The organism is Sulfurospirillum halorespirans DSM 13726 (genome assembly GCF_001723605.1).
Lineage (GTDB): Bacteria > Campylobacterota > Campylobacteria > Campylobacterales > Sulfurospirillaceae > Sulfurospirillum > Sulfurospirillum halorespirans.
Genome location: NZ_CP017111.1, coordinates 2,803,289 through 2,828,735 on the forward strand (window position 1 = coordinate 2,803,289; position 25,447 = coordinate 2,828,735).

At 41.0% G+C, this 25,447-nt stretch carries 27 protein-coding genes; 13 read left to right on the top strand and 14 right to left on the bottom strand.

What is annotated here, in order from left to right:
- Positions 1–21: 21 nt before the first annotated feature.
- Positions 22–636, bottom strand: a complete 615-nt coding sequence (locus SHALO_RS14040; protein WP_145923268.1) for a hypothetical protein — start codon at positions 634–636, stop codon at positions 22–24.
- A 515-nt stretch (positions 637–1,151) separates the two neighbouring features.
- On the opposite strand from SHALO_RS14040, the gene SHALO_RS14045 reads away from it, so the two are divergent.
- Entirely contained in the window at positions 1,152–1,811 is a 660-nt protein-coding gene (locus tag SHALO_RS14045) for an IS3 family transposase (protein ID WP_069479075.1), read from the top strand.
- A gap of 33 nt (positions 1,812–1,844) precedes the next feature.
- On the opposite strand, the gene SHALO_RS14050 is transcribed toward SHALO_RS14045, so the two are convergent.
- Entirely contained in the window at positions 1,845–2,243 is a 399-nt protein-coding gene (locus SHALO_RS14050) for a transposase (RefSeq protein WP_069479076.1), read from the bottom strand.
- A gap of 304 nt (positions 2,244–2,547) precedes the next feature.
- On the opposite strand from SHALO_RS14050, the gene SHALO_RS14055 reads away from it, so the two are divergent.
- From SHALO_RS14055 to SHALO_RS14075, 5 genes are all read left to right on the top strand, one after another.
- The gene (locus SHALO_RS14055; RefSeq protein WP_069479077.1) at positions 2,548–3,216 is read left to right on the top strand and encodes a response regulator transcription factor; all 669 of its coding nucleotides are present in this window, start codon (positions 2,548–2,550) and stop codon (positions 3,214–3,216) included.
- Positions 3,209–4,531: an ArsS family sensor histidine kinase gene (locus SHALO_RS14060; RefSeq protein WP_069479078.1), complete on the top strand. Its 1,323-nt coding sequence runs from the start codon at positions 3,209–3,211 to the stop codon at positions 4,529–4,531. Before SHALO_RS14055 ends, SHALO_RS14060 begins: the two co-directional genes overlap by 8 nt.
- Before the next feature lie 17 nt (positions 4,532–4,548).
- Positions 4,549–5,043 carry a nucleoside 2-deoxyribosyltransferase gene (locus tag SHALO_RS14065; RefSeq protein WP_069479079.1) on the top strand — a complete coding sequence of 165 codons (495 nt, stop codon included), beginning with the start codon at positions 4,549–4,551 and terminating at the stop codon, positions 5,041–5,043.
- A 105-nt stretch (positions 5,044–5,148) separates the two neighbouring features.
- The gene (locus SHALO_RS14070; protein ID WP_069479080.1) at positions 5,149–6,645 is read left to right on the top strand and encodes an aldehyde dehydrogenase family protein; all 1,497 of its coding nucleotides are present in this window, start codon (positions 5,149–5,151) and stop codon (positions 6,643–6,645) included.
- Between the two features lie 56 nt (positions 6,646–6,701).
- Positions 6,702–7,079, top strand: coding sequence for a DUF779 domain-containing protein (locus tag SHALO_RS14075; protein ID WP_069479081.1), 378 nt, complete (start codon positions 6,702–6,704; stop codon positions 7,077–7,079).
- 19 nt (positions 7,080–7,098) lie between these two features.
- On the opposite strand, the gene SHALO_RS14080 is transcribed toward SHALO_RS14075, so the two are convergent.
- Positions 7,099–7,533 (bottom strand): hypothetical protein, encoded by a 435-nt coding sequence (locus SHALO_RS14080; RefSeq protein ID WP_069479082.1) that lies wholly within the window; start codon positions 7,531–7,533, stop codon positions 7,099–7,101.
- A 150-nt stretch (positions 7,534–7,683) separates the two neighbouring features.
- Between SHALO_RS14080 and SHALO_RS14085 the strand changes: the two genes are divergently transcribed.
- Entirely contained in the window at positions 7,684–8,598 is a 915-nt protein-coding gene (locus SHALO_RS14085; protein ID WP_069479083.1) for a phosphoglycerate dehydrogenase, read from the top strand.
- Positions 8,599–8,659: 61 nt separating this feature from the next.
- Positions 8,660–9,916 (top strand): hypothetical protein, encoded by a 1,257-nt coding sequence (locus SHALO_RS14090; RefSeq protein WP_069479084.1) that lies wholly within the window; start codon positions 8,660–8,662, stop codon positions 9,914–9,916.
- Between the two features lie 4 nt (positions 9,917–9,920).
- On the opposite strand, the gene SHALO_RS14095 is transcribed toward SHALO_RS14090, so the two are convergent.
- Positions 9,921–10,142, bottom strand: coding sequence for an SHOCT domain-containing protein (locus SHALO_RS14095; RefSeq protein ID WP_069479085.1), 222 nt, complete (start codon positions 10,140–10,142; stop codon positions 9,921–9,923).
- A 123-nt stretch (positions 10,143–10,265) separates the two neighbouring features.
- Here SHALO_RS14095 and SHALO_RS14100 point away from each other — a divergent pair, with 123 nt between their 5' ends.
- Together SHALO_RS14100 and SHALO_RS14105 are read left to right on the top strand one after the other, a co-directional pair.
- A complete protein-coding gene (locus SHALO_RS14100; RefSeq protein ID WP_069479086.1) occupies positions 10,266–10,535 on the top strand; it encodes a metal-sensing transcriptional repressor in 270 nt (89 codons plus the stop codon).
- An 11-nt stretch (positions 10,536–10,546) separates the two neighbouring features.
- Entirely contained in the window at positions 10,547–11,383 is an 837-nt protein-coding gene (locus tag SHALO_RS14105; RefSeq protein WP_069479087.1) for a nickel/cobalt efflux transporter, read from the top strand.
- A gap of 21 nt (positions 11,384–11,404) precedes the next feature.
- Here the strand turns inward: SHALO_RS14105 and SHALO_RS14110 are convergent, their stop codons facing one another.
- The 5 genes from SHALO_RS14110 to SHALO_RS14130 all read right to left on the bottom strand — a co-directional run bounded on the left by SHALO_RS14110 (position 11,405) and on the right by SHALO_RS14130 (position 16,196).
- Positions 11,405–13,519: a helix-hairpin-helix domain-containing protein gene (locus tag SHALO_RS14110; protein WP_069479088.1), complete on the bottom strand. Its 2,115-nt coding sequence runs from the start codon at positions 13,517–13,519 to the stop codon at positions 11,405–11,407.
- A gap of 100 nt (positions 13,520–13,619) precedes the next feature.
- Positions 13,620–14,414, bottom strand: coding sequence for a DUF5677 domain-containing protein (locus SHALO_RS14115; protein WP_069479089.1), 795 nt, complete (start codon positions 14,412–14,414; stop codon positions 13,620–13,622).
- 92 nt (positions 14,415–14,506) lie between these two features.
- Positions 14,507–15,064, bottom strand: coding sequence for a hypothetical protein (locus SHALO_RS14120; RefSeq protein WP_069479090.1), 558 nt, complete (start codon positions 15,062–15,064; stop codon positions 14,507–14,509).
- 74 nt (positions 15,065–15,138) lie between these two features.
- Positions 15,139–15,894: a nitroreductase family protein gene (locus SHALO_RS14125; RefSeq protein ID WP_069479091.1), complete on the bottom strand. Its 756-nt coding sequence runs from the start codon at positions 15,892–15,894 to the stop codon at positions 15,139–15,141.
- Positions 15,895–15,902: 8 nt separating this feature from the next.
- A complete protein-coding gene (locus SHALO_RS14130) occupies positions 15,903–16,196 on the bottom strand; it encodes a putative quinol monooxygenase (protein WP_069479092.1) in 294 nt (97 codons plus the stop codon).
- A 191-nt stretch (positions 16,197–16,387) separates the two neighbouring features.
- Between SHALO_RS14130 and SHALO_RS14135 the strand changes: the two genes are divergently transcribed.
- From SHALO_RS14135 to SHALO_RS14145, 3 genes are all read left to right on the top strand, one after another.
- Complete coding sequence (locus tag SHALO_RS14135) at positions 16,388–17,863, top strand: DASS family sodium-coupled anion symporter (RefSeq protein ID WP_069479093.1); 1,476 nt, start codon at positions 16,388–16,390, stop codon at positions 17,861–17,863.
- Positions 17,864–17,975: 112 nt separating this feature from the next.
- Positions 17,976–18,944, top strand: a complete 969-nt coding sequence (locus SHALO_RS14140; RefSeq protein ID WP_069479094.1) for a D-2-hydroxyacid dehydrogenase family protein — start codon at positions 17,976–17,978, stop codon at positions 18,942–18,944.
- Between the two features lie 17 nt (positions 18,945–18,961).
- Entirely contained in the window at positions 18,962–19,693 is a 732-nt protein-coding gene (locus tag SHALO_RS14145; protein WP_158513727.1) for a sulfite exporter TauE/SafE family protein, read from the top strand.
- 188 nt (positions 19,694–19,881) lie between these two features.
- Here SHALO_RS14145 and SHALO_RS14150 read toward each other — a convergent pair whose 3' ends face one another.
- The 5 genes from SHALO_RS14150 to SHALO_RS14170 are packed head-to-tail and all read right to left on the bottom strand — an operon-like array spanning position 19,882 to position 25,439.
- Entirely contained in the window at positions 19,882–20,976 is a 1,095-nt protein-coding gene (locus tag SHALO_RS14150) for an ABC transporter permease (protein WP_069479096.1), read from the bottom strand.
- Positions 20,973–22,064 carry an ABC transporter permease gene (locus SHALO_RS14155; protein WP_069479097.1) on the bottom strand — a complete coding sequence of 364 codons (1,092 nt, stop codon included), beginning with the start codon at positions 22,062–22,064 and terminating at the stop codon, positions 20,973–20,975. Before SHALO_RS14155 ends, SHALO_RS14150 begins: the two co-directional genes overlap by 4 nt.
- Positions 22,061–23,767 (bottom strand): ATP-binding cassette domain-containing protein, encoded by a 1,707-nt coding sequence (locus SHALO_RS14160; protein ID WP_069479098.1) that lies wholly within the window; start codon positions 23,765–23,767, stop codon positions 22,061–22,063. Before SHALO_RS14160 ends, SHALO_RS14155 begins: the two co-directional genes overlap by 4 nt.
- Before the next feature lie 2 nt (positions 23,768–23,769).
- A complete protein-coding gene (locus SHALO_RS14165; protein WP_069479099.1) occupies positions 23,770–24,750 on the bottom strand; it encodes an HlyD family secretion protein in 981 nt (326 codons plus the stop codon).
- The gene (locus SHALO_RS14170; RefSeq protein ID WP_069479100.1) at positions 24,747–25,439 is read right to left on the bottom strand and encodes a CerR family C-terminal domain-containing protein; all 693 of its coding nucleotides are present in this window, start codon (positions 25,437–25,439) and stop codon (positions 24,747–24,749) included. The genes SHALO_RS14165 and SHALO_RS14170 overlap by 4 nt, the downstream gene beginning before the upstream one ends.
- Positions 25,440–25,447 lie beyond the last annotated feature (8 nt).

The window sequence follows — 25,447 nt, forward strand, 5'->3', positions numbered from 1 at the left end:
TTCTCCTTATAGGGTCAATCATTAGGAATGAAGATTGGCTGTATGCGTATACGATGATCCATTTTCGCTCACCGCGTTCATACCCATACGCGTCGTTTGCCATTTGTCTCTCCACTCCAAACCGCCGGCATTTTCAAGTGTCTCAATGAAATAGTTTGCATAAATTTTCGGACTTTCAAGAATTGGATTGCCTCGTAACATTACCTCAATTTCTGCTCTGGTTTTAGGAGAAGCACATGTGCCTAAAATTTGCCAATAGATGCTAACATAGGCAGGTTCTTGCATGAATAATGTGGCTATCTTATCGCCACTCTTTTCTTTATCAAGTACCGCCTTTCCTGCTATCGTCGTACGGAACATACGCTCTTTTCCTTCCCTACCCGCTAAAACCACTTCCTCTATTCCATCACACGCAATCAACCATGAGAGCAATAGTGAAACAGGCTGCAAAGAACCCTTCATCTCAGGATAAGAGCATACTTCTTCAGCTATATCAACTGACGAGTGTGTTGCTTGGCAGAATGCAAGCATCTTATAAAGAACGGTCCTATAGGCAGGTTCGGAAACTATTCTTTGATGAATTTTTGCCATAGCTTCTTCTAAGCTTTGTAACGAGACCTTTTGAGTCATATCCATTTTCAATCCTTTACCTATCAAATCTAAATTCACCCTATTAACACGTTTACCCAAGAATCCTCTGGTCATAAGATTCTTTTACAAACAGATACAATAATGGTATGTTTCTGTTTAGATTTATCGATTCATCTGTGTCATTATATGCTTCATTGCCACCTTTTGTCAAGACATATTTTATTAATTTATTATTCTTTTAATATCTCTTATAGTTTGCTATGTCAATTTTTATATAAAAATAGATTACTTATTTTGTGAAATACTTCTCTAAAGTATTTAATATTTAAAATTAATCATTTATTTTTAGTAATTTTCAACAATTTAGTGCTAGAATAACCGTAATATATAATTTTATATAATGATAATTCTGTTTTTGGATTGCGTGCTAGAGAAGTATTTAAAATTATTAAAAGTTTGGTAAGATTGTTCAAGAGATCTTGTTTTTAAAGTGTTTTACATGTAATGTTTTATCATTAATGTTGTTGGCACGTTAAAGTGAACTGTATAGGGGAGTTATTATGAGTAGAAAGCGTTCATCTTTTACGACTGAGTTTAAAACACAGGTTGTGCTTGAAGCACTTAAAGGGGAACTAACCATTCCGCAATTAGCCACTAAATATGCTATTACATCTAAAAATATTCTCAATTGGAAACAACTTTTTTTAGACAATGCTACGCTTGCTTTTGAAGCGACTGACTCAACCAAATCGTCCAAAGCCGAACTTGCCAAGCTCAAAAAAGAGAATGAAAAACTCAACGCTAAACTCACGAATGTAGCTTCCCAAAGGGATGCGGCGATCACGAAACTTCAAGGACTCGATGTCGCTGTTAAAAAGAAGCTCATCGATACACACTACAGCAAGCTCTCGATTGCTAGGCAATGTGAAATTATCAATCTGAATCGCACTTCTCTTTATTATGCACCCAAACAAACCGATGACAAAGACGCAAAAATCATCAATCGAATTCAGGAAATTCATACAACCATCTCCTCCGCTTACGGTTACCGTATGATGCATCAGCAACTGATTAAAGAGGGGTATCGTATTGGTGTCAATAAAGTACACAAGCTTATGAAGATGATGAAACTACACGCCAAGCAGAAACAGGATGATCAAAACAAGATTCATCCCTATCTCTTACACGATCTTTCCCTTGCAAAACCAACTAAATTATAGTTTACATGTAAACCTGTACTGATCGCATAACGCCTAGCTAATCAATAAATAATCTAAGGCAATGATCTCACGCTGTTTTTTCTCTAACGTATGGCTTCGCGCATTCATCAACCTTCTGTTATGCGCGATCGATAAACTTTGCAATGTACGACACACCACATCTCGCTCCGTCGTAACTTTTTCAACCATAACTGTTAATTTTTTATTCTCTTTAACATACGTTTCAACCCTTCGTTTTAATGCTTTTTTCGATCTTTGCGTCTCAAATATCTCTGAAGCATTGGCTAAGAATTGTTGTTTCCACATCGAAAGATTTTCAACAGTTGTTCCATATTGGGTGGCAATCTCTATGAGGTTAGGTTTTCCGTGTAACAATTCAAGAACAATTTTTGTCTTTAGTTCAGTGCTAAAGGTTATGGGTGATTGATTCATAAATTCCTCCTTTATCCATTTGGAAATTATTCAATTACCCCAATCTTAACACTAAAGCATCCAATAAGCAGTAAATGGTTGGTAACAATTCAAAATAGTTACCTATTTGTATATTTTACGTTTATTTATGTTCTGGTAATTTGCGCTATCCTCTTTACGATCGGATAAAAATGCTCAAAATTCCTCTAAAATACTTTAATGTGGCATTTGAAAAATCGTCTTGTATTTTTGAGATGAATGATTTATTTTAAAAAAAATTGAATTTATTTTTTTAGTTTTATAACTTTAGAGGTATAATAAGCCCATGATAAAAATTTTACTGATTGAAGATGATGTCGAATTAGCACGGCTCCTTCAACGCATACTTTTAACAGAAGAAGTCGAAACAGTGATGGCTTTTAATCCTGTTGATGGGTTAAAAATCCTTGAGCATGAGACATTTGATGCCCTTGTATTGGATCTTTCTCTACCTCAAATTGATGGCTTAGATGTCTGTCGCACCGTGAGGGCATCGTTTCCAGATCTTCCCATTATTATCTCATCTGCAAGGTCAGATACCGTCGATAAAATCATTGGTTTTGAATTAGGGGCAGATGACTATCTTCCAAAGCCTTATGAGCCAATAGAATTAGCTTTTAGATTACGCGCTATTTTACGAAGAGGCATTCAAGTAAAAACATCTTCGGAAGTTTTTAGTATTGATGAAAAACAACATGTTATCAAACGCAATAATCGTGAATTGAACCTCACAAAAGCTGAATATGATATTATGGCTTTTATGCTTGACAAAGAAGGTTTTGTTATCTCACGTGAAGAGCTTTTGCTCAATATCAATTCGATTAAATTTCAAAGTGGACTTAAAAGTATTGATGTTATTATTGGACGAATTCGTCAAAAAATAGGCGATGATCCCAAAAATCCTCATTCGATCCTCTCTGTCAGAGGGGTAGGGTATAAATTTATCAATGCGTAATATTTCAATTATTAAACTTATCTCCTTTTTTTTTATTTTGGCACTTGTCGTTATTAATATCTCTTTTACCATTGAATACAACAGGCAAATTAAAGACTTAAACTACTTTACCTTTCAACGTTTTATGATGGGAATGCGCACCATTGGAGAAGAGCCTCAAAATAAAGATGATCTGCTTGCAGAGCTTGGGATTAAATTAAGCGATACTCCAAAAAATGAGATCCGCACAAACGGCAAAAAACTTCTTGAAGATTCGTATTGCGATATGATTTTGTATCACAATACACTCTATTTTGTCCCACGAGATCCCCCTCCTCCTAAAAAGTCTATGGTTAAAATCATGCTATTAGCAGGCATTGCTCCAAAGTCTGATGAAGAAGTGATTTCAATGGATGATAGGCCCGCTCTTGAAAATCTAGAAAACTTTTCACTCAATCGTTTATGGATTTTATGGGGAACCATGAATGTCGTAACCGTGATCTTTTTTATTATTGTCTTACGCAAGCTATTACGACTCCGTAATTTAAAAAGTGCTATTCGCGCATTTGGTGATCAAACCACCTTTCAAGAAATTCCCGTAGATAGCAAAGATGAATTGGGAGAAATTGCGGCTGAATTTAATTTTGCTATGAAAAAAATTCACCTCTTGAAAGAATCTCGAACGCTCTTTTTGCGCAATATTTTACATGAGCTTAGAACACCTGTTATGAAAGGAAAAATCCTCGCAAGCATTATTAAAGATGACGAGTTTAAAGGACAGCTTAGGCAGATCTTTATTCGACAAGAGGTGCTTTTAGGCGAAATGGTCAAAGTTGAAAAATTGGCTTCGAATGAATGGATATTATCAACCAAAGAGTACCGCTTGGTGGATATTTTAGACCATGCAATTGACCTTCTTTTGATACACGATACAAAGCGCATCTGTATTAATGCCGAAGATACGACACCTATTCTTATGGCTGATTTTGAGCTTTTAGCCACGGCTATTAAAAACTTACTTGATAATGCACTCAAATATTCTAAAAATGACGTTATTGTTGATATATGTCCCGATCATATTAGTATCTGCAGTGATGGTGAAAAAATTCCTGAACAACGCTTAGATTTTACACGAGCATTTAACCGTGATATAGAAAGTACCAGTATTGGTTTGGGGCTTGGACTTTATATCGCCAACAGTATTATTTTAAAACACTCATTTGATCTTCTTTATCATCATGAAAATGGGAAAAACTATTTTCGCATCTTTTTTCAGCCTATCTCGCATAAGCCATACGAAGAAATTTCAGATGTACCTGAAAATCTTATACATTAATATCATTTGGAAACACTATGCAAAAAATCTATCTTGCAGGGCCTGAAGTTTTTTTACCCAATGCTTTAGAAATCGGTACTGCACATAAACTCCTTTGTAAGAAATACGGCTTTGAGGGTCTTTTCCCACTTGATAATTCCATTACAGGAAATAATCCCAAAGAGATAGCCGAAGCAATTCGGCAGGCGAATCAGAGGATGATCTGTGCGTGCGATACCGTCATCGCCAATCTTTCTCCGTTTAGAGGGCCAGAGCCTGATAGTGGGACGGTTTGGGAAGTGGGTTTTGCTGAGGGACTTGGTAAAAACATTGTGGCTTATTCGACGGATCTGCGCACGCTCAAAGAAAAAACGCAATCCATTCTTGATTTAGGGGATTCTAATTGCGATGCTTTGGGTATGGCGATTGAAGATTTTGGACTCACCCACAATCTGATGTTTTCGCATACCGTGGTTGCTGAGAACTTTGAAGCATGCCTGCAATACCTTCAAATAAAGATTAATACAATCTAAAAAATATAGTTAATTTAGCCATTGTCTTTGTTGTTAAAGCTTACTGGAATAGAGTAACCAAAGAGATAATTATTATCTTTTAACTCTATCAAGAAAGGTGCAAAAATGGCATATTCTAGACCTACGTACAAACCGCGTTATGAAAACTTTATTGGTGGCGAATGGGTTCCACCTCTTAATGGTGAATATTTTGACAACCTCTCACCCGTTGATGGTGAACTTTTAACGAAAATCCCACGCTCTTCAGAAGCGGATGTTGATGCAGCCGTTGCTGCGGGTGTTAAAGCATTTGAAACATACAGACACACTTCGGTCATCGAGCGAAGTACCCTTTTAAATAAAATTGCCGACAAAATTGAAGCCAACCTCGAAGCACTCGCTATTGCTGAGACGCTTGATAACGGTAAAGCCGTTCGCGAAACATTAGCGGCGGATGTTCCTTTAGTGATCGATCATTTTAGATACTTTGCTTCGGTTATTCGTGGCGAAGCAGGAACCGTGGCAGATCTTGATGAAAATACGATTTCTCAAGAGATTCACGAACCTTTGGGTGTTGTAGCGCAAATCATTCCATGGAACTTTCCTCTCTTGATGGCAGCATGGAAGATCGCTCCTGCAATTGCTGCTGGAAACTGCGTTGTTTTAAAACCAGCGAGTGCAACCCCAATGTCAATCCTCCTATTAATGGAAACTATCCAAGATGTGTTACCAAAAGGCGTGGTCAATATCATTAACGGTGCAGGTGGAAAAATCGGTAAACACCTCTCGACCCATCCTGACATCAAAAAAGTAGGCTTTACAGGTGAGACGACGACCGGTCAGCTCATCATGCAGTATGCAACCGAAAACATTATCCCTTCTACGCTCGAACTCGGTGGTAAATCGCCTAACGTCTTCTTTGAATCCATTATGGCAAAAGACGATGAATTTTTTGACAAAGCGATCGAAGGACTGGTACTCTTTGCCTTTAACAGTGGCGAAGTCTGCACATGCCCTTCACGTGCGCTTATTCAAGAGTCCATCTATGAGCCGTTTATGAAACGTGTTTTAGAGCGCGTTAAAGCGATTACCCAAGAAAATCCTCTTGATCCAACGACCAAAATGGGAGCACAAGCTTCGGTCAATCAAAAAGAGAAAATCTTAGACTACATTCGCATCGGTAAAGAAGAAGGGGCAGAGTGCCTCATTGGTGGCGAAGAGTACAAAAACAAAACCTTCCCAAAAGGCAATTACATCCAACCGACTATCTTCAAAGGTCACAATAAAATGCGCATCTTCCAAGAAGAAATTTTTGGACCCGTTCTTTGTGTAACAACGTTCAAAGATGAAGCCGAAGCGCTTGCCATTGCCAATGACACGATTTATGGTTTAGGCTCTGGTGTTTGGTCAAGAGACGCGCATCAACTCCACAGCATGTCACGGGGCATTGAAGCCGGACGTGTGTGGGTAAACTGCTACCATCTCTACCCATCACATGCCTCTTTTGGTGGCTATAAAAAATCAGGTATCGGTCGTGAAACACACATGATGATGCTTAATGCTTATAGACACACCAAAAATATCTTGACGTCTTACAATAAAAATAAACTTGGATTTTTCTAGACTGCACTAACGCATGGGCATCAAAGCCCATGCACCTTTTTTTGAAAGGAGCTCAAATGAGCATCCATCGTCTGAGTGCGACAGCTGAAGCGCTTAAAGTCATCGAAATGCTTAAAAAAGAGTACGGCGAACTTGTTTTCAATCAAAGTGGTGGCTGTTGCGATGGCACGGCACCGATGTGTTATGAAAAAAAAGATTTTCACGTTCCTTCGCGTAATGTCAAAATGGGTGAAGTCGGTGGCTGTGAGTTTTTCATCGACAAAGATCAATTTGAATACTTTCGTTACTCTCAAATCGTCTTAGATGTTAAAGAAGAAAAAGCCGCGTTTGGCAACTCTTTTTCATTGGAAATAGATGAAGGGTATCAGTTTATCACACGTTCGCGTATTTTTAGCGATGAAGAAAACAAGCTCTTGAGAGAACAGGAGAAGTGAAATTCACTTCTCCACTTTTTTAGAGCTTCTCTTTGAAATCAATGGTAGTAACATTGAGATTATCAAGCGTAATAACCGTTAATCGATCCTCTTTTTTAGGAAAATATGCCACATCTTTTTCATTTTCCAAAAGCCCTATGGCATAAGGATATTTCTTAAACTTTGGCATCATGAACATACTCATCACCAAGCTTGGAACAGCCGTTGCATCCATAAGATAAAGCGCACTGTTTTCGCTTAAGTAATTGGGATTAGCCTCTAAAAAAGCTTTCATCACATCGCCTTGGGATTTGGTGTAAGCGATGATAATCTGCTTGGTTTGCGGTGTAACGCTCATTGTTTTTTCAAACTGATCTTTAATCGCAGGCGCTTGAATAGGCGAGCCCTCTTTCAAGGTGTCAGCAAAGAGTCCGAAAGGCAGAATGAACGCAATGAGGAGTAGAAGTTTTTTCATAGAATTCCTTTATTGATAATTATTCTCTGATTGTATCTTTTCAAAGTAAATAGCAGATTAACAAAAATTGATCAATCTTCTCAGTAAAGTTTGAAAAAAGCATGCTATACTTTATTCACATTAGACGCTTAACATGTAAAAGGAATTTCCATGAAAATTGCTGTGATTACCCCTCTTTTTTCGCGCTCGCTTGAGCTGATGAACGAGCTTGCATTTCATTTCCCAGAGGTCAAACACAATGCCGACAACACGCTTAAAACCAAGGAAGATATGATCGCTTTTTTACACGATGTTGATGGGGCAATCGTTGGACGTGAAGAGATAGACGATGAAATCCTAAGTGCGTGTCCAAAACTCAAAATCCTCTCACGTTACGGTGTTGGACTGGACAATCTTGACCTTGACGCGATGAAAAAGAGAAATGTAAAACTGGGTTGGAGTGGCGGAACAAACAGCAATTCGGTCGCCGAAATCACGCTTTCGTTGATGCTCTCGCTCATTCGCAATCTGCACATTGCAACGACCCTTTTAAAACAGCACACGTGGAAAGTCAATGGCGGAAGTGAACTCAGTGGCAAAACGATCGGTCTTTTTGGCTTTGGCAACATCGCTAAGCGTCTGGTTGAGCTTTTGAGCCCTTTTCACTGCAAAATTCTTGTCTGCAACCGTACGCATGATGAAGCTGAAGCTCAAAAGTATGGCATCACGTTTGCAACGAAAGAGCGCATTTTAGAAGAAGCGGACATCATCTCCATTCATCTGCCACTCACGCCTACGAGTCAAAACCTCTTCTCAACCGAAGCATTTAAAACGATGAAAAAAAGTGCGTTTATCATCAACACGGCGCGCGGTGGCATTATTGATGAAGAGGCACTCAAAGTGGCGCTCAAAAGTGGTGAAATCGCAGGAGCAGGACTGGAAGCATTTGAGGTAGAGCCTACGCAAAACTGGGAGCTGATCGACCTTCCAAACCTTGTCTGCACACCGCATCTTGGGGGAAATTCTAAAGAGAGCATTTTAGCGATGGGCTACGCCTGCATCGATCATCTCAAGAATATGAAATAAGTTATCAGAATTTTATTCTTTTTAGGTACAATAAAACCGATTTTGTGTTAGTAGGGAAGAAATGGAAGAGTCATTCAGTCACGCCGAAAAAATAATTGATCAATTTTTAACAGAGTTCGATCCAAATCGTTACCTCTTTTTGGATGTGCTTTACCGTTTTGAAGAAGAGGATCTTGAGCCGATTATCTCTGCGCTTTCCCATTGTAAGCTCCCCAAGCGTTATGCTTCGTATATCGATGTTTTACACGAAAAATTTGCCAACAAAGTCGATCTGAATGCCTCGGATCTTTTTATCTGCACAGATGATGAAATCTACATCAAACGTTATTTTCAAGTTGAGATACCCGAAAACAGTGCAGATCGTAGAGCGTGCGGCATTCCAAATGAAACGCTTGCTGGCTATAAAAAGCAGTATTTTCCGAACAATGAATACAAAGAGCGTTTATTGACCCTGCTCCCTTTTGCCATCAACAGTACCCTCAACGTCAAGAAAATCAACCCGATGGAGTTTAAAACACTCTTCATTCCAACCTTCGTCAACCTAGCAGACATCGTGATCATCGAATCAACGGAGATAGAAGATTTGCGAAGCATTCGTGGGCTGAGTTTTTTTATTTTGCGCGAAATATTTGAAGATTTGATGCTTCTCGTCGCTGAAGATATTTTGTTGCACTTTTCCAACCAAGAGAAAAAGGCGATCGATTTTCTAAGTCACTTTGGTATTCACGAAACCATCGATGCGAAGGGAAACCGTTACAAGCCAAATCCTATCTTAGATGAGAGCAAACGGGCTTGGAATATGACGACGATTCGCTCCACGATGATTCAATTTAAAAAGTCCAAACAGACACTTTACGATAGACGCAACGATATTGCCATTATCAAGAAAAAACTCGACCAACTCCATAGCGAATCCAAAGAGATCAGCCAACAGATCAAAAAAGAGCATCTTGGGCTCAAAGATGTCGAAGAAAAAGCCGATCAAACGCGCACAACGCTTGAAAGACTTGAAACAAACGATGCCAAAGAGGTGAAGTTTTTAGAAGATGGCGAGGAGAAAAATTTTGATCGCAGAAGTTTAATGGCACAACTTTACCGAAAAGAAGACTCGATTTTAAACCAAAGAACACGTCACCAAAAAGCACTCAAAGAGCTCGACCTAGCCCTTGCCAATAAGCAAAAAGAGATCTACGTCTGGGAACGACGCTTTGGTGAAACCGAAAAATCGCTTGTCATCCTCGAATCCCAAGGACACCCTATTGATGGGCAATACGAGCGCATTCGAAGAGCGCTTGCTAAAACGCTCTCGCAAAGGTAATACGCTAAGCCGATAGCTTTTGTTTGATCTTCTCAAAAGTCTCTTCGTCGATCTCACCACGGGCAAAACGCTTTCGGGCTATCTCCAACGCTTCGTCTTCTTTCTCATGATGATGGCAAGACGATTTGCCCCCTCGCATCATCATAAAGAGCACTAAAATCACCATCGGAAATATAATCATCCACGGCATAAAAAACCCATGCCCCATCCATTCATATCCATACATTTTGACTCCTTTGCATCAAGTTACCCTATTGTAATCCTTTTGTGTGAACAACGTGTTAACTCTTTCAATTTTCTCAAAGTGTCATTAAACTATAATATCCTACCCCATAGGATAGGATATATCATGTCGCAACATCTTTCACACGAAGATATACTCAAACGCCTCAAACGAGCCGATGGACACCTTAAAAGCATCATGACGATGATCGAGAACGAACGTAACTGCGCTGAGATAGCCCAACAACTTCATGCCGTAGAAAAAGCCATCGCCAATGCTAAAAAATTACTCATCCATGACCACATCGACCATTGTCTCGATAGTGCCGCAAAAGATGGCACACTCAGTTCCGACGATGTTATCAAAGAGTTTAAACAAATAACCAAATACTTATAACAAGGCAACACATGACAGACATCGCCTCAATCATTCAAAGCAGTTCAGGCAATGCGTGGCTCTTTCTTCCCAGTGCCATTCTTCTTGGCGCACTGCATGGACTAGAGCCAGGGCACTCTAAAACGATGATGGCGGCATTCATCATCGCGATTAAAGGAACGGTCAAACAGTCTATTATGCTAGGTATTGCAGCGACACTTTCGCATACTGCAGTGGTTTGGGCTATTGCACTTTTGGGTATGAGTTTTGGTTCTCGCTTTGCAACAGAAGCAGTCGAGCCGTATCTTGAAGTTGTTTCGGGTTGTATTATGGTAGGCATCGCACTGTGGACACTCTGGCAAACACGTAAAAATGAGCGTGCCTGCTTTAGCTCTCATGAGCATGACGACTATCATCATTCGCATGACCACGACCACGAAGAGCATCATCACCACAGCAAAGAAGAGATCATTTTTGAAGAGCTTGGAAGTTGCAATGACCCGCATGAACTCGCACATGCCAAAGATATCAAAAAGCGCTTTTCAAACAAAGAGGTGACCAACTGGCAGATATTACTCTTCGGGCTAACAGGCGGTCTTATCCCCTGCCCTGCATCGATTACGGTGCTTCTCATCTGTTTACAACTCAAACAGTTTACGCTCGGTGTTGCGCTTGTGTTAGCTTTTAGTGTTGGATTAGCGCTTACATTGGTGTTATCGGGCGTGATTGCAGCTCTTAGCATGCGCCATCTCTCACAAAAATGGAATGGCTTTGGGGAGATTGCTAAAAAAGCACCTTATGTTTCAAGTGGGCTTATTTTGCTTGTTGGCTTGTATATCGGCTATCAGGGATTACGCCATCTTCTCTAAGTGATCTTTACATGTAAATGTTTACACCTCTTTGAGGCTGAGGCTCACTTTGCCTTTTTCTTTGTCGACTTCGATGACACGAATGCGCGTTAACTGCTGATTGATGCTCAAAACTTCGAGCGGATGGGCGATGCGCTTGTCGCTCATTTGCGAAATGTGAATCAGACCATCGTTTTTCAGTCCAATGTCCACAAATGCCCCAAAATCAGCGATATTGCGTACTACTCCCGAGACGATAGAACCCTCATTCAGTTCGCTAATATCCGTCAAATCGGAGCGAAAGGCAATCGGCGGCAAGCTCTCTCTGGGGTCAAACCCAGGTTTTAAAAGCTCGGCAATGATGTCTTGAAGCGTCACTTCCCCAATACCTTGCTCGCGCGCTAATGTGATAATCTGCTCTTTGGAAAGCGTTGCCAAATCAGCACGTGCCAAAAGCTTCTGCGCCGTTGCATAACTCTCAGGGTGAACACCTGTATTATCAAGCACACTTTTACCCTCGCGGATACGGAAAAACCCTGCACATTGCTCGTAGGCTTTCGCTCCCAAACCTTTTACATGTAAAAGTTCAGACTTACATGTAAACGCCCCTTTGTCCTCACGATGCTCGACTATGGCTTTGGCAAGTTTCGCGCCAACACCTGCCACGTAGGAGAGCAAAGAGATCGAAGCGCTGTTAGGATCAACCCCGATGCGGTTTACCAAATCTTCAATGACTTCACCCAGTTTCTTTTCCAACTGTTTTTGATCGACATCGTGTTGGTACTGCCCAATTCCTAGTGATTTTGGGTCGATTTTCACGAGTGCCGCCATCGGGTCGCGCAGGCGTTGCGCGATGGAAATGGCTCCTCGTATCGTCACATCAAGGTTCGGGTACTCTTCGGTGGCAATTTTCGACGCGGAGTAGATGGAAGCGCCCGCTTCCGAAACCACGGTATAGGCAAGATTCAGCCCCTCTTCGCGGTTAAGTCTGGCAAAAAACTCTTGGCTTTCACGCGAGCCCGTACCATTGCCAATCGCCACGGCGGTGATGTGGTACTTCTGCGTAAACTCTTTGATAACTTTGGCAGACTTCTCATAGTCACTTTGCGGTGGTGTCGGGTAGATAACCGCGTGGGTCAAGTACGTGCCATGTTCATCCACGACGGCGAGTTTACACCCCGTACGATACGCTGGATCAACGCCCAAAATCACGCGCTTGGTAACGGGTGGCGTGTTGAGAAGTTGAGAGAGGTTTTTACCAAAGGTGGTAATGGCTTGTGTGTCGGCTCGCTCTTTGATAATGGTGTGAATTTCGCGCTCCAATGAAGGGAAGAGAAGGCGTTTAAACCCATCCAAATACGCTTCCAAAAGATAGCTTTTGGAACTTCTCGCGTTGCGTGGAATACGGTAACGCGTGATGGCACTTTCCACTCGCTCCATCTCGTGCAGTATCTTTACATGTAACTCTTTTTCGCTCACGCCACGCATCATCGCAAGGTAGCGGTGAGAGGGAATAGAGGCGATTTTCTCGGCTTTGCCTGCCAGCTTGGCGTAAAGTCCATCCGCTTTGAGCGTTTTGGTTGCTTTGATCTCAAACGAAGCGTAGTCATGCAGTTGCGCTCTCCAATATTCTCGCTCTTTGGCATCATCACTGTAACGCTCCGCGATGATGTCCTGCGCCCCTGCTATCGCCTCTTTGACACTCCCAATTTTCTCGTTCACAAAACTTTGCGCCTTTTTCTCAAACGCTTCTAACTCTAACTCTGCCCTTTCCAAGACATCCGCCAATGGACTCAATCCCGCTGCAATCGCAAGAGCCGCACGGGTGTTTTTTTTCTCTTTATACGGTCTGTAAATATCTTCCAACTCTTGAAGTGTTTGCGCTTTTTCCACCGCTTTTTTCACCTCATCACTTAGCACGACTTTTTCAGCAATCAGCCGTAAAATCTCCTCTTTACGATCATGAAGTTTCTTCGCATAGGCATAAATGGTATCAAATTCTCGCAGCTGCTCATCGCTCGCTCCACCCGTCATCTCCTTGCGATACCGTGCGATAAACGGAATGGTCGAACCTTCTTCTAAAAGTTTTAAAATGTTGATAATGTTTTCTTTGGCAATGCCTGTTTTTTGGACTAAAATGGAGATAAGTGGATTCATAATTTTTGCTTTCCTAGGTTTTACATTTAAAGATTTTTGGAGAGGTATTTTAGCGGAAAAAAATCTAAAGATTAAAATAGTTTGTCCATTTTATTCTTCTTTATTTTTTTAAAACTTCTTGACCTTTTTTAAGAAACTCTTCTAACAATTGATTATATTGTTTTTCATATTCTTCAAGCCCTAATTCTTTATTAAAAGCAAAAAGAATTGAGTAAACACATTGCGATACAGTTAACATAAGGGTAATAATCGTACTAAAATTGTGATTTATCATTCCTTCTACAGAAAATGATTGGTTTTTTCTATTTACAATGCCCAAACTATGTCTCATCCCATATAATGTTCCATGAACGATATCCGAAGATGTTCTGTAAATTGTAAGATGTGCTATTTGCAAAAATCTAGCAACCATATCGCCATATTGTTTATTAATGAGATTGATTCTATTAGATATATTTACCCCTGTCCAATCTCGAGGGTCACCTTTCATATTAATTGGATTGTTTTTAGAAAAACTGATAATATGTTTTTCTCCATCAAAAGCAAAAAATACAGCTTCTTTATCGGTAGCAATTGAGCGCGCTGATTCAAACTTTGATTTTTCCTTTGTATATTCAATCATATCTTTCATTGCTTCAAAATTTGTAGCAGAAATATATAAAACGTTAATAGTTGTTTCATAAATCATCCGAGATATAACGTAACAATCTCTCATCTTATTGATTTTTGATAATACGGATAACGATTCTAACGAGTCAGAAATTCCTAATAACAATAAAAATAATTCTTCACTATACTTGGTATCTGTATGAAGAATATATTCACATGCTTCTTTAAAAATTTTGATTTGTTTATCGAAAATAGCGCTGATAGTATGAACATCATTTATAGTCATTATTTTAAATCCTTCAGGTAATAACTTACTCTCACTATCTTTACATGTAAAGCTAATTATACTTCACCCCCCAACCCATGCGAACTAAAAAATCATCTCTTCATTGTATTGGCATCTAAAGACAAAGGAACTCTTCGTATCACAAATCCTGTTGGGGTTTTGTAGATTTCAAAGCGTTGATTGAGTGTGATTTCTTGGTAGACGGAGCTTCCGTATTCGATGTCGACAAAGGGGTTCCAACCAAGCAGGGTGAAGTGATCGAGCAACGTGTTTTCGCCAAGATCGTGCGAGAGTTTTTGCTGAGTGTTTTGATCTTCACTCTTTTTGTAACGCCCTTCAAAGCGCTCAAGGACGTAACGTGAGTCCAGTTTTAAAAGATTTGACCAATATTTCATTTTCATAAATTTAGCATCAATGCGCCACTGTTCGCCGTAGATCTTAAAATCTCCAACGACTTTGCCGTCTTCGCCACTCAGATGCGCGATATGAAAACCACTGCCCTCATAAGGTTTGGTAAACTGAACCGTGGCGATGAGCGTCTCTTGGGTGAGTGCGGTATAGGTCCATGAAAATAGCACCACTAAGATGGCATTTAACACTAGACTCGCCAAGATCAACCCAAAAGAGATTCGCATCAAAAATCGTCTCATTTTTTCTCCTGTAGCACGTTTATCTCTCCACCATCATAGCTGAATTGATCTATGGCGCGTCCAAAGATAGATTGCTATTCGTCCTTAAATGCAAACCCTTGTGCCATTAAAACTTTGCCTGTTTTTCGGTAGTAAACACTCGAATACGCGTTTGAAGTAATCTCCGCGTAAGTAGGCATCGAACCGCTTCCTGTTGCATCTCTAAAGGCTTTAAAGGTTTTATCATACGCCAAAACGCCCTTTTTTACTTTTTCATTATCGTAGACGTCTTGCATCGCAAAGCTTTCTAATGCAACACGTGGTTTCAACGGAGCATTTTTAGCCGCTTCGGTTGGAACACCGATGGTGCAACCGACAACTAAGAACGTTTTGGGTGGAAGATGAAACAGTTCGATCATCTTGTCAGAATTTTCACGCACTGCGCCGATCGGTGTTGTGCCGTATCCCAACGCTTCAGCAGCAACTTGAAGGTGAATCAGCATAATGCCAGCATCCACGGCGCCTACCATAATGCCCTCAGCACTCTGCTCGATGACATGTTTTTTCCCCATGCTTTCGGTAATGATAGCAGTTCGATTAAAGTCGATAACAATCCCCACGAAAACATCTGCTGTAGCGATGTGCGCTTGTTCATGACACAGATGCGCGATCTCTTTGAGCTTGGCTTTATCGCGGGTGTAGACAAGGCTGATTTGTTGCCCGTTGATGGACGTAGGTGCTCGTTGCGCTGTTTTGAAGATAAGCTCTAAATGCTCATCGCTGATCACTTCACCGGTGAATTGACGGATGGATTTGCGGTTTTGCAGTTGTTGGATGGTTGGATTTTCCATGGTGTTTCCTATAAGATTTTTTCTAACTTCTGAATCGACATGCTTTCAACTTTTCCCTCTAACGCCATTTGAAACGCTTTAAAATGTGCTTTTCCCATGTGTTCTGCCAAAAGGGCTTCGCTCTCCCATGTTTCGACAAAAACATACGTGTTTGCTTTTTCGGTGTCTTTGTGAAGATCGTACTGCACACACCCTTTATCTTCTTTGTGCGTTGCGGTATGCAATGCTTTAAGGGCTTCAAAGCCAACTTCCGTGTAGGCATCTTTTAGGGTTAATGTTGCGACAACAACGACGTATTTCATCGTATTCCTTCATATTAAATTCTGTAACAAGTATAGGAGCCATATACTTAATATTCTCTTACGATACTTTTGTAATGTAAAGAGCAGAATAGCCTCATTTTCGTTACATGTAAAAATAAATTGTGACATTTTTTTGACATATTTCATCATTTTTGTGATATCATTAATTAATTATTTTAAGGAGGTTTTAAATGGAAGCAAACGGTGATTACAAATACTATGTAAAGCTTTTAGCACCCGTTGTTGTAGGTCTTTTGGTTTTTATGTGCCCGACCCCAGAAGGGTTAAGCGCCAATGCTTGGCTTTATACCAGTATTTTTGCAGGTCTTGTCATAGGTCTTATTTTTGAGCCAATTCCACCCGCACTGATCGGAATTATCGCGGTTGTCCTAGCTGTTCTCTTTAAAGTAGGTCCTGTTGGTTCAGGAAAAGATGGCGCAGTTATCAAATCAGCTGCTGCTATGGACTGGGGCTTAAGTGGCTTTTCTAACGCTGTCGTATGGCTTATTTTTGCAGCCTTTATGATCGGCATTGGCTATCATAACAGTGGTCTTGGTAAGAGAATCGCTTTTTTACTGGTGCATAAACTTGGAACCTCAACACTGGGTCTTGGCTATGCCATTGCCCTAGCCGATCTTATTTTGGCTCCGTTTATCCCTAGTAATGCTGCGCGCAGTGGTGGAACGATTTATCCGATTGTGACGAGCATTCCTCCTATGTTTGAGAGTTATCCTGAAAAGGATGCGCGCAAAATTGGTGCTTATCTTGTATGGGTTTCCCTTGCGACAACGTGCGTTTCCAGTTCAATTTTTTTAACGGGTCAAGCACCCAACCCTCTTGCACTTGAACTTGCTGTAAAAGCAGGTGTTCATTCGGTGAGCTGGACGGGTTGGTTCATCGCGTTTGCCCCTGTGGGTATTATCCTTTTTGCGATCACACCGATTCTTGCTTTGTGGATCTATCCACCCGAGATCAAAGGCTCACCGATCATCTCAAAATGGGCAGGCGAGGAGTTGGAAAAGCTGGGTAAAATTAGCAGAGGCGAGATTTTGATGCTCTCCATTTCCATTCTTGCGCTCGTTCTTTGGATCGGCAGTTCTTTCTTTAAAGTCAACGCTACCACCACCGCATTGATCGTTATTGTCCTTATGATCGCTGCGAAGATTATTTCATGGGGCGATTTCTTGGGCAATAAACCTGCATGGAATGTTTTAACATGGTTTGCAACCCTCGTCACGATGGCAGCAGGTCTTAAAAACGTCGGCTTTTTGGAGTGGATCGCTAAAGCAACGGGTACGTACTTACATGGCTTAACACCGTTTATGGCAGTTCTTGGGCTTATCGTCGCGTTTAGTATTTTGCGTTATTTCTTTGCGTCAGGAACTGCTTACGTTACGGCAATGGTAGGACTTTTTACCGTTCTTGCCATCTCCATTCCGAACACTGACCCATCTCAAACGATGCTGATGTTACTGCTTCCAATGGGAATTATGGGTGTTTTAACCCCGTATGGAACAGGTCATAGCCCCGTTTGGTTCGCCAGCGGTTACGTCACAGGACCCGAGTTTTGGAAACTGGGAGCCATTTTTGGTGCGATCTATTTGGCTGTCTTTTTAGTGATTGGACTTCCGTGGATCAAATTTATCTATCCGTATATCGCAGGTTAATCTACTTTACAACGAGACTGGCTTTATCGCCAGTCTCTCCTCAAAAATCTTTTACATGTAAAATCCCTCTTGGCTCTGTTATAATGGCGATACTCGACTCAAAGGAGCTTTCGTGAACATTGTTATACTCGATGATTATCAAGACGTGGTGCGCCACCTTGCGTGTTTTTCACTTCTAAGCGAGCATGATGTTCGTGTGTTAACCACTTCGTACACCAATAATAATGAACTCGCTGAAGCGATTAAAGATGCCGAAGCGTTGGTACTGATTCGCGAACGAACTCCCATCACGGAAGCACTTTTATCCAAACTGCCCCATTTAAAGATCATCTCTCAAACAGGAAAAGCGGGAAGTCATATTGATCTTCAAGCCTGTACAAAACAGCATGTGTTAGTCTGTGATGGTGTTGGCTCACCGATTGCGCCTTCTGAACTTTGTTGGGCGCTCATTATGGCGGCATCGCGCCATATCGTCCCCTACGCGACTAACGTGAGCAATGATATTTGGCAAAGTTCAGGCGCGTTAGGACTTGGACGAACACTGAGTGGTTTGACACTTGGGATTTGGGGTTATGGAAACATCGGTCAACGTGTTGCTGGGTTTGGCAATGTCTTTGGGATGAAGATTCTCGTTTGGGGAAGTGAGGTATCAAGAGCAAAAGCAAAAGAGCATGGCTTCAAAACAGCGAATAGTAAAGCAGAATTTTTCGCTACTTCGGACGTTTTGTCTTTGCACTTAAAACTAAGTGATGCAACCAAACGTTGTGTCACCCAAAGTGACCTTGATAGTATGAAACCTGATTCACTGTTTGTCAACATCAGTCGTGCAGAACTGGTTGAAAAAAGAGCACTTTATGCAAGTCTTAAAAACACTCCTACCAAACGTGCCGCCATTGATGTCTTTGAAACAGAGCCAGCCACACGTGAAAACGAGCCACTTTTAGCGCTTAAAAATGTACTTTCAACCCCACACATCGGATATGTTGAGCAGAACAACTATGAAAACTATTTTAAAATGGCATTTGAAAATATCGTAGCATTTGCGCAAGGAAAACCTCAAAATGGTGTAAATCATCTCTAAAAGGAACGACGGCTGTGTTGATAGAATGCTACATTTTTGCAGTGTTTATACTTTCAAGTTTTTTGCAAACCGCCACTGGATTTGGCTATGCAATCATCACCGCACCGCTTTTGGCACTTGTTTTAGAACCGAAAGAGACGGTTATGATCACAATGCTAACTGGTCTTATGATACGGCTTATGATGATGAAAACAACCCAGCACGAAGGCAGTTTCAAAGCCATATCGCCGCTTATTATCGCTAGTATTTTAGGCGCGATTCCAGGGGCGTATTGTCTGAGTTTTATGAGCGTGGATCTGCTTAAATTTTTTATGGGAGCGATCTTGCTCCTTTTTACGGTGCTTTTATGGAAAAACTATCGCTTTCCCATTCATCATCATACGCTTGCCAAAGCGATTGCAGGGGGAATCAGTGGTTTTTTAGCCACCACGACGAGCATCAATGGCCCACCCATCATTTTATACTATCTCAACGCCAAAGCAGAAGAGAATAAAAATGCTCTTCGGGGAAATCTCACACGCTATTTTTTACTGATTAATATAGCATCTATTATTCTATCTTACGCTATGGGAACATTAAAGATAGAAGAACTGTGGGTAACAACGCTGGTCTCTATACCTGCACTTGTTATAGGCTTTTATTTTGGAGAAAGGTTTTTTCATCGCATTAATGCAGAAATTTTCAAAAAAATGGCATTAGCGATTGTGTTTATAAGCAGCATCGTTTTAATCTATAAAGCAGTGAGTTAAAGAAAGCCTAGATAACTAGGCTTTCTTCGCTTTTTTCTCTTCGCGTTTCTCTTTGAGCGACTTCTCGGGTTTCTTCTTGACTTCTTTTTTCATATCTTTACTTTTTGCCATGCTCTCTCCTTTTTGAAGTTGGTTAATACTTCTTAATTGTATAAGAGTTGGGCTTAAAAATAGACTTTATGAAAGCCTTAACGTGACCTTCTTCGAAAAAAGATCATCGTAATACTCATAAAAACAATTCCCAAAAAGAACATCGGTACAATCAGTGTCCACGCAATCTCCCAAGAGATGTCTTTTAAAAAAACGCCTTTTATAAGGATAAGATAATATTTAAGAGGTGTGAGGGCTGTTAAGGGCTGTAACCATGAAGGCATATTCTCTATCGGTGTTGCAAAACCTGAGAGTAAAATGGAAGGGAGCAAGAAAACAAATGAGCCTAAAATGGCTTGCTGTTGCGTGTTAGAAATCGCTGAGATAAAAAGACCAATGCCTGAGATAGAAAATAAAAAGACGATGACACCCGTATAAAGAATGGTTAATGAGCCCATGAGCGGAACGCCAAAAAGATAGATGGCAAAAAGCAAAATCAAGATGGATTCTAGCATGCTAATCAACAAAGCAGGAACCAGCTTTCCAACAAGAATCTCAAATGGGCGTAAGGGAGAGACAAGAATTTGATCAAACGTCCCTAATTCTCGCTCTCTCGCAATCGAAAGAGCCGTTAATAACATCGCAACGATCATGGTAATAGAGCCAAAAAGGTTGGGAACAATCCACCAAAAATTACTCAAATTAGGGTTAAAAAAGAAGCGTGTTTGAATGGTAACCGCACGTGTAACGGGTTGTTTGCTCAGAAAAAAAGTTTGGACGATGCTGCTTAAATACCCCTCTGCAATTTGCGCGGTATTCGATCTTCGCCCATCGAGTAACAGTTGCACATTGGCTTTGGCGTTCAACACTTCTTTGCCAAAACCATTAGGAATGACGAGTACTGCCAATACCTGTTGTGTATTGATAAGCTCAGAAATCTCGTGGTTATTTCCAACACGGACAAGTTTTTGGATATAAGCAGAACCTTTGAGGTTTTGAATCAATTCTTGACTTGTATGGGTTCCATCTTGATCAAAAACAGCTAAATCAATATGCTTTATCTCCAACGTTGCCGCAAAAGAGAACATCAACACTTGAATCAGCGGTGGCACAATAACCACAAAAAGACTTTTTTTATCGTTTCGAATCGCCAGCGCCTCTTTACGAATCAGTGCTAATAATCGACCAATCATTCTAACCCCTTCTTCGTTTTTTTCACCACAAGTGTAAAGAAAAAAAGCCCTACCAAAAACATGCACGCCATATCTTTGATAAAAATAGAAGGGATGTTTCCCACCAGAAAAATAGTTTGCAGAGACTCTACAAAATACCGAGCAGGAATGATATACGTAAAGATTTGCAACGCCATAGGCATATTGTTAATTTCAAACAAAAAGCCTGAAAGCAAAAACGCAGGTAAAAAACCCGCTATAAGTGAAACTTGCGCAGCAACAAATTGATTTTTAGCCAAAGTTGAGATGAGCAAACCAATACTCAGTGAGGGAAATAAATAAACAGCACTGAGTAAAAACAAGATGCCAAAACTCCCTTTAAAAGGGATGTCATACCAAAAGTAGACCACCACAAAACATAAGATCATCGAGCCTAATCCCAAAATAAAATAGGGAATAAGCTTTCCTAAGATAATTTCCATCATCGATGTGGGCGTTGCCATTAACGCTTCCATCGTACCTCTTTCCCACTCCCTTGCGATAACCAACGCGGTGAGTAAAATTCCAATAAGCGTCATAACAACACTGATGGAGCCTGGAAGCAAGAAGTAGCGGCTAGAAAGTGGAGGATTGAACCAATAGCGAGGTACAACACTAATGCCAGCGGAGGGCATAATTCCCTCCTCAATAGCCCAGTTGCGAATAATTTTAGAGGCATAATTTTGAATCAATCCACCCGTATTGGGCTCTGTTGCATCGATGAGAATTTGAAGGGTATAATCGTCATGTTTTCCAAATGACGCAGGCACTTCTAAAACACCTTTGAGTTTATTTTCTTGAAGCAATTGCATCAGCTCTTTTTTATCGTAAGACATGTGAGTCTTAAACGAAGAAGAGCCAACAAACGAAGAGACTAAGGCATGTGCCTCTTTGGTGTTACTTTTATTGATAATGCCAAGTGACATATTTTTGGCATCCAAAGAGACGGCATAGCCCATTAAAAACAGTAAAATCAATGGCAAGATGACGGCAATAAGAATGGCACTAGGATCACGCATGATTTGCAACGTTTCCTTGAGCAAAAGTGCGAAGAGCCGTTTGCGGTTCATGAATTTGCTCGCTTATCGTACGATTCAATCAAGTAGATAAAGGCCTCTTCCATCGTTGCATCACGAGAGACTTGCTCTTTTAGCTCATCGGGTGTTCCTGTGGCGATGGCTTTTCCATGATAAATCAGCATAATCCGATCACAATACTCTGCTTCATCCATAAAGTGCGTTGTTACCATGACGGAAACACCTTTTTTAACAATCCCGTTAATATGTGTCCAAAACTCTTTGCGTGTGATAGGGTCAACCCCACTGGTTGGCTCATCTAAAAATAAAACGGATGGTTCATGCATCAGCGCACACGCAAGGGCTAATCGCTGTTTAATACCCAAAGGTAGCAATTCCGCTCTTGTCTCCAAATGGGCTTTAAAATCAAACGTTTCAATAATATCATCAATCTTTTGGGTACGATTTTCGCCACTGAGTCCGTACAGTCCTGCAAAAAACTCTAAATTATTTTTGATATTTAACGTACCATAAAGTGAAAATTTTTGCGCCATATATCCAATATTGGATCGCACCTTTGCTCCTGCGGTGTAGAGATTTTCTCCCATAACCAAGGCTGTTCCAAAGCTGGGCACAAGCAATCCACACAGCATCTTAAACGTCGTTGATTTACCAGCACCATTAGGCCCTAAAAAACCAAAAATTTCTCCACGTCCTATCTCAAAATCAATATGATCTGTGGCTGTAAAATTTCCAAACTTTTTGGTCAGATTTTTAGCCTCAATCAGATGCCCCGCACGCTCTTCTTTGGGCGACATTTGATTGGCTAACAGCGATTCTGGCGCTGTTTTAACGCCTAGTAAGCGCACAAATGCATCTTCAAATGTTGGGGAGCATACAGCAGCACTCGCTTCAGAATCGAATGTGCTTAGATACGCAAGAGGAAATGATGCTCCTTCTTGAAGGTTAACGCGAATTGACGCTCCTACCAAGACAGCATCCATCACTTCTTCTGCATGTAAAAGGTGCGTGAGAAGCTTTCGTTTATCGGTGCTGATGTTGGTAACAAGATAGACTTCTCCGAGAAGAGGCTCTTTCATTTTCTGTGGTGAGCCTTGGTAGAGGCACACACCTTCATTGAGCAAAATAACCGAATCGCACTTATCCGCCTCATCCAAATAGGACGTTCCCCACAAGACCGCGACATCTTCTTTTAAAAGTGCTTGGATCATCTCCCAAAGGTTGATGCGAGAAATCGGATCAACCCCGACACCTGGCTCATCCAGCAGTAAAAGCTTTGGCTTTTTGATCAACGCACATGCAAGCCCTAATTTTTGTTTCATACCGCCTGAAAGTGCGCCCGTTTTACGTGTACGAAACGCGGAGAGTGCCGTAAAGTCCAATAACTCTTGGATACGCTCTTTTGGAGCTTCTACATCTTGCAAAGCGGCGTAAAGTCTCAAATTTTCATCCACGCTCAAATCTTCATAAAGCCCAAATTTTTGAGGCATGTACCCAATCTGTTGCAAAAGAGAGCTTTGTGTACACGGCATCTGCGTTCCTAAAATTTCCAACGTGCCCGAAGTGGGCGTTAAGAGTCCTGCTAACATGCGTATCAGTGTGGTTTTCCCTGCGCCATCAGGTCCTACAAGTCCTGTAATTTTTCCAGATTTGATCGAAAAATCAAGTGCATGAAGTGCTGGTTTTTTTTCTTTAGGAAAACTCTTAGAGAGCTGTTGCGCCAAGACGATTGTCATTTTTAGGTATCTTTTTTACATTTGATCGTAACAGGCATTCCTTGTTTTAAATGCGAATCAGGATGTTTAATAATGACACGAAAACGGTACACAAGCTCAGGGCGAAGCTCCATCGTCTCAATGTTTTTAGGTGTAAATTCTGCCACAGGAGAGATAAAACCGATACTCCCTTCATAAGGCTCTTTGCGAGAATCGATGTAAATCAACATACTCTCACCTTGCGTAATTTTGCCTAAAAGGGGCTCATCCACATACGCCTTAACCCAATACTCATCTTCCAACGCAATCTCCAAGATACTCTGAGCCGCAGAGACAATGGAAGAAGGCTCTTTGTAGCGCGCAAGAACGGTTCCTTGGGTTGGAGCGTACAGTGTTGCGTCTTTGATGTCGTGCTCTAGGCTTTTGGCTTGAGCAGAGAGAGCCATGACTTTGGCATTTTGCACTTCAATATCTTCAACCTGATACCCTTTTCGCACCATGTCGTAATAACTCAGCGCTTTATCGTAGCTGGCGTTTGCTTTATCGTATTGCGTTTTAGCCGTGATATAATCTTGCTCTGTCGTTGCATCGACTTTAAAAAGCTTTTGCTGCCTGAGATAAACATCTTTTGTCCCCTCTAAGGCTGCTTTTGTTTCTTCAACACTTGCCTTTGCTTGGGAGATTTCTTCAACGCGGTACCCTTTGGTAAGCTTTGCTAACGTCGCTTTTTCGGCAATGAGTTGTGCCGTGAGATTTTCTAATTGATAGCGCAATGTGGTGGTATCGAGCAGGACTAAAGGCTCACCTTTTGTAAAAGACTCGCCTTCGTCTTTGCTAATGCTTTTGATCGTACCCAAAAATCGAAACGATAAATCTTGCGTACGATTTTCAATGTTGCCGTAAAAAATCAATGGCTTTTCTTGCCCATTTTTGTGACTTACGTAGTAATACCCTCCACCAGCAACTAAAATAACCATCACTAAAATTAAAATGATTTTTTTCATAAGCGATCCCTTTTGGCAACGATTCCCCAAAGAATATACTCTACATTTTCAAGAATCGTCTGAATAATAATCTCCATATTTCTTTCCTCATCTTCCTGCAAAAAAGGCATCCGTTGAGTGATGGTAAGTTGTTGGACACTGAATATAACAATCTGTCCAAGCAACGTATGTGTTCTAGCTCTGACTTCGCAAGAGCTTATCTCTTGCTTGCTGATGCGCGCAATCAAATCATCTAAAATGGTTAATACAGGCTCCAGCCCTTGTTGATACAACAGTTCAAACCCCTTTGAGGGCGTCATTTGCTCCCTGATAATAATGCGATGTAAATAATTGTTTTTTTTCAATCGGCCTATCATCGAGCGTGCTATCATCTCCACAAGATGTTTGAGCCAATGGATATAAAACGCATCTGTTGCTTCACCCTCTTTTTGTGCCTCAGTAAAAGCACGCGTAAACTCACCCGCTTTTTGCGCCATGATCTCTGTAATGCTGCTCACAACCGCTAAATAAAGCTCTTCCTTACTCCCATAATAGTAGTGAATCGAGGAGATATTGACATTGGCTTCTTTAGCAAGTTCTCTAATAGAGACATCCTCCAAAGAGCGCTCTCCAAAAAGCCTGTAGGCGGTCTCCAATATAGCGGATTTGGAGGCGTTGGATGGTTTTGATTGAGTGGCATTTTTCAACACATTCAGTA

What these genes read in the sequence shown, in the direction of transcription:
- SHALO_RS14120 (WP_069479090.1), bottom strand. Translation starts at nt 15,064, where the DNA reads ATGAGACGATTTTTGATGCGAATCTCTTTTGGGTTGATCTTGGCGAGT.
- SHALO_RS14125 (WP_069479091.1), bottom strand. Translation starts at nt 15,894, where the DNA reads ATGGAAAATCCAACCATCCAACAACTGCAAAACCGCAAATCCATCCGT.
- SHALO_RS14050 (WP_069479076.1), bottom strand. Translation starts at nt 2,243, where the DNA reads ATGAATCAATCACCCATAACCTTTAGCACTGAACTAAAGACAAAAATT.
- SHALO_RS14045 (WP_069479075.1), top strand. Translation starts at nt 1,152, where the DNA reads ATGAGTAGAAAGCGTTCATCTTTTACGACTGAGTTTAAAACACAGGTT.
- SHALO_RS14095 (WP_069479085.1), bottom strand. Translation starts at nt 10,142, where the DNA reads ATGTATGGATATGAATGGATGGGGCATGGGTTTTTTATGCCGTGGATG.
- SHALO_RS14065 (WP_069479079.1), top strand. Translation starts at nt 4,549, where the DNA reads ATGCAAAAAATCTATCTTGCAGGGCCTGAAGTTTTTTTACCCAATGCT.
- SHALO_RS14055 (WP_069479077.1), top strand. Translation starts at nt 2,548, where the DNA reads ATGATAAAAATTTTACTGATTGAAGATGATGTCGAATTAGCACGGCTC.
- SHALO_RS14085 (WP_069479083.1), top strand. Translation starts at nt 7,684, where the DNA reads ATGAAAATTGCTGTGATTACCCCTCTTTTTTCGCGCTCGCTTGAGCTG.
- SHALO_RS14080 (WP_069479082.1), bottom strand. Translation starts at nt 7,533, where the DNA reads ATGAAAAAACTTCTACTCCTCATTGCGTTCATTCTGCCTTTCGGACTC.
- SHALO_RS14130 (WP_069479092.1), bottom strand. Translation starts at nt 16,196, where the DNA reads ATGAAATACGTCGTTGTTGTCGCAACATTAACCCTAAAAGATGCCTAC.
- SHALO_RS14150 (WP_069479096.1), bottom strand. Translation starts at nt 20,976, where the DNA reads ATGATTGGTCGATTATTAGCACTGATTCGTAAAGAGGCGCTGGCGATT.
- SHALO_RS14165 (WP_069479099.1), bottom strand. Translation starts at nt 24,750, where the DNA reads ATGAAAAAAATCATTTTAATTTTAGTGATGGTTATTTTAGTTGCTGGT.
- SHALO_RS14075 (WP_069479081.1), top strand. Translation starts at nt 6,702, where the DNA reads ATGAGCATCCATCGTCTGAGTGCGACAGCTGAAGCGCTTAAAGTCATC.
- SHALO_RS14090 (WP_069479084.1), top strand. Translation starts at nt 8,660, where the DNA reads ATGGAAGAGTCATTCAGTCACGCCGAAAAAATAATTGATCAATTTTTA.
- SHALO_RS14160 (WP_069479098.1), bottom strand. Translation starts at nt 23,767, where the DNA reads ATGACAATCGTCTTGGCGCAACAGCTCTCTAAGAGTTTTCCTAAAGAA.
- SHALO_RS14060 (WP_069479078.1), top strand. Translation starts at nt 3,209, where the DNA reads ATGCGTAATATTTCAATTATTAAACTTATCTCCTTTTTTTTTATTTTG.
- SHALO_RS14070 (WP_069479080.1), top strand. Translation starts at nt 5,149, where the DNA reads ATGGCATATTCTAGACCTACGTACAAACCGCGTTATGAAAACTTTATT.
- SHALO_RS14115 (WP_069479089.1), bottom strand. Translation starts at nt 14,414, where the DNA reads ATGACTATAAATGATGTTCATACTATCAGCGCTATTTTCGATAAACAA.
- SHALO_RS14110 (WP_069479088.1), bottom strand. Translation starts at nt 13,519, where the DNA reads ATGAATCCACTTATCTCCATTTTAGTCCAAAAAACAGGCATTGCCAAA.
- SHALO_RS14135 (WP_069479093.1), top strand. Translation starts at nt 16,388, where the DNA reads ATGGAAGCAAACGGTGATTACAAATACTATGTAAAGCTTTTAGCACCC.
- SHALO_RS14100 (WP_069479086.1), top strand. Translation starts at nt 10,266, where the DNA reads ATGTCGCAACATCTTTCACACGAAGATATACTCAAACGCCTCAAACGA.
- SHALO_RS14155 (WP_069479097.1), bottom strand. Translation starts at nt 22,064, where the DNA reads ATGAACCGCAAACGGCTCTTCGCACTTTTGCTCAAGGAAACGTTGCAA.
- SHALO_RS14105 (WP_069479087.1), top strand. Translation starts at nt 10,547, where the DNA reads ATGACAGACATCGCCTCAATCATTCAAAGCAGTTCAGGCAATGCGTGG.
- SHALO_RS14040 (WP_145923268.1), bottom strand. Translation starts at nt 636, where the DNA reads ATGGATATGACTCAAAAGGTCTCGTTACAAAGCTTAGAAGAAGCTATG.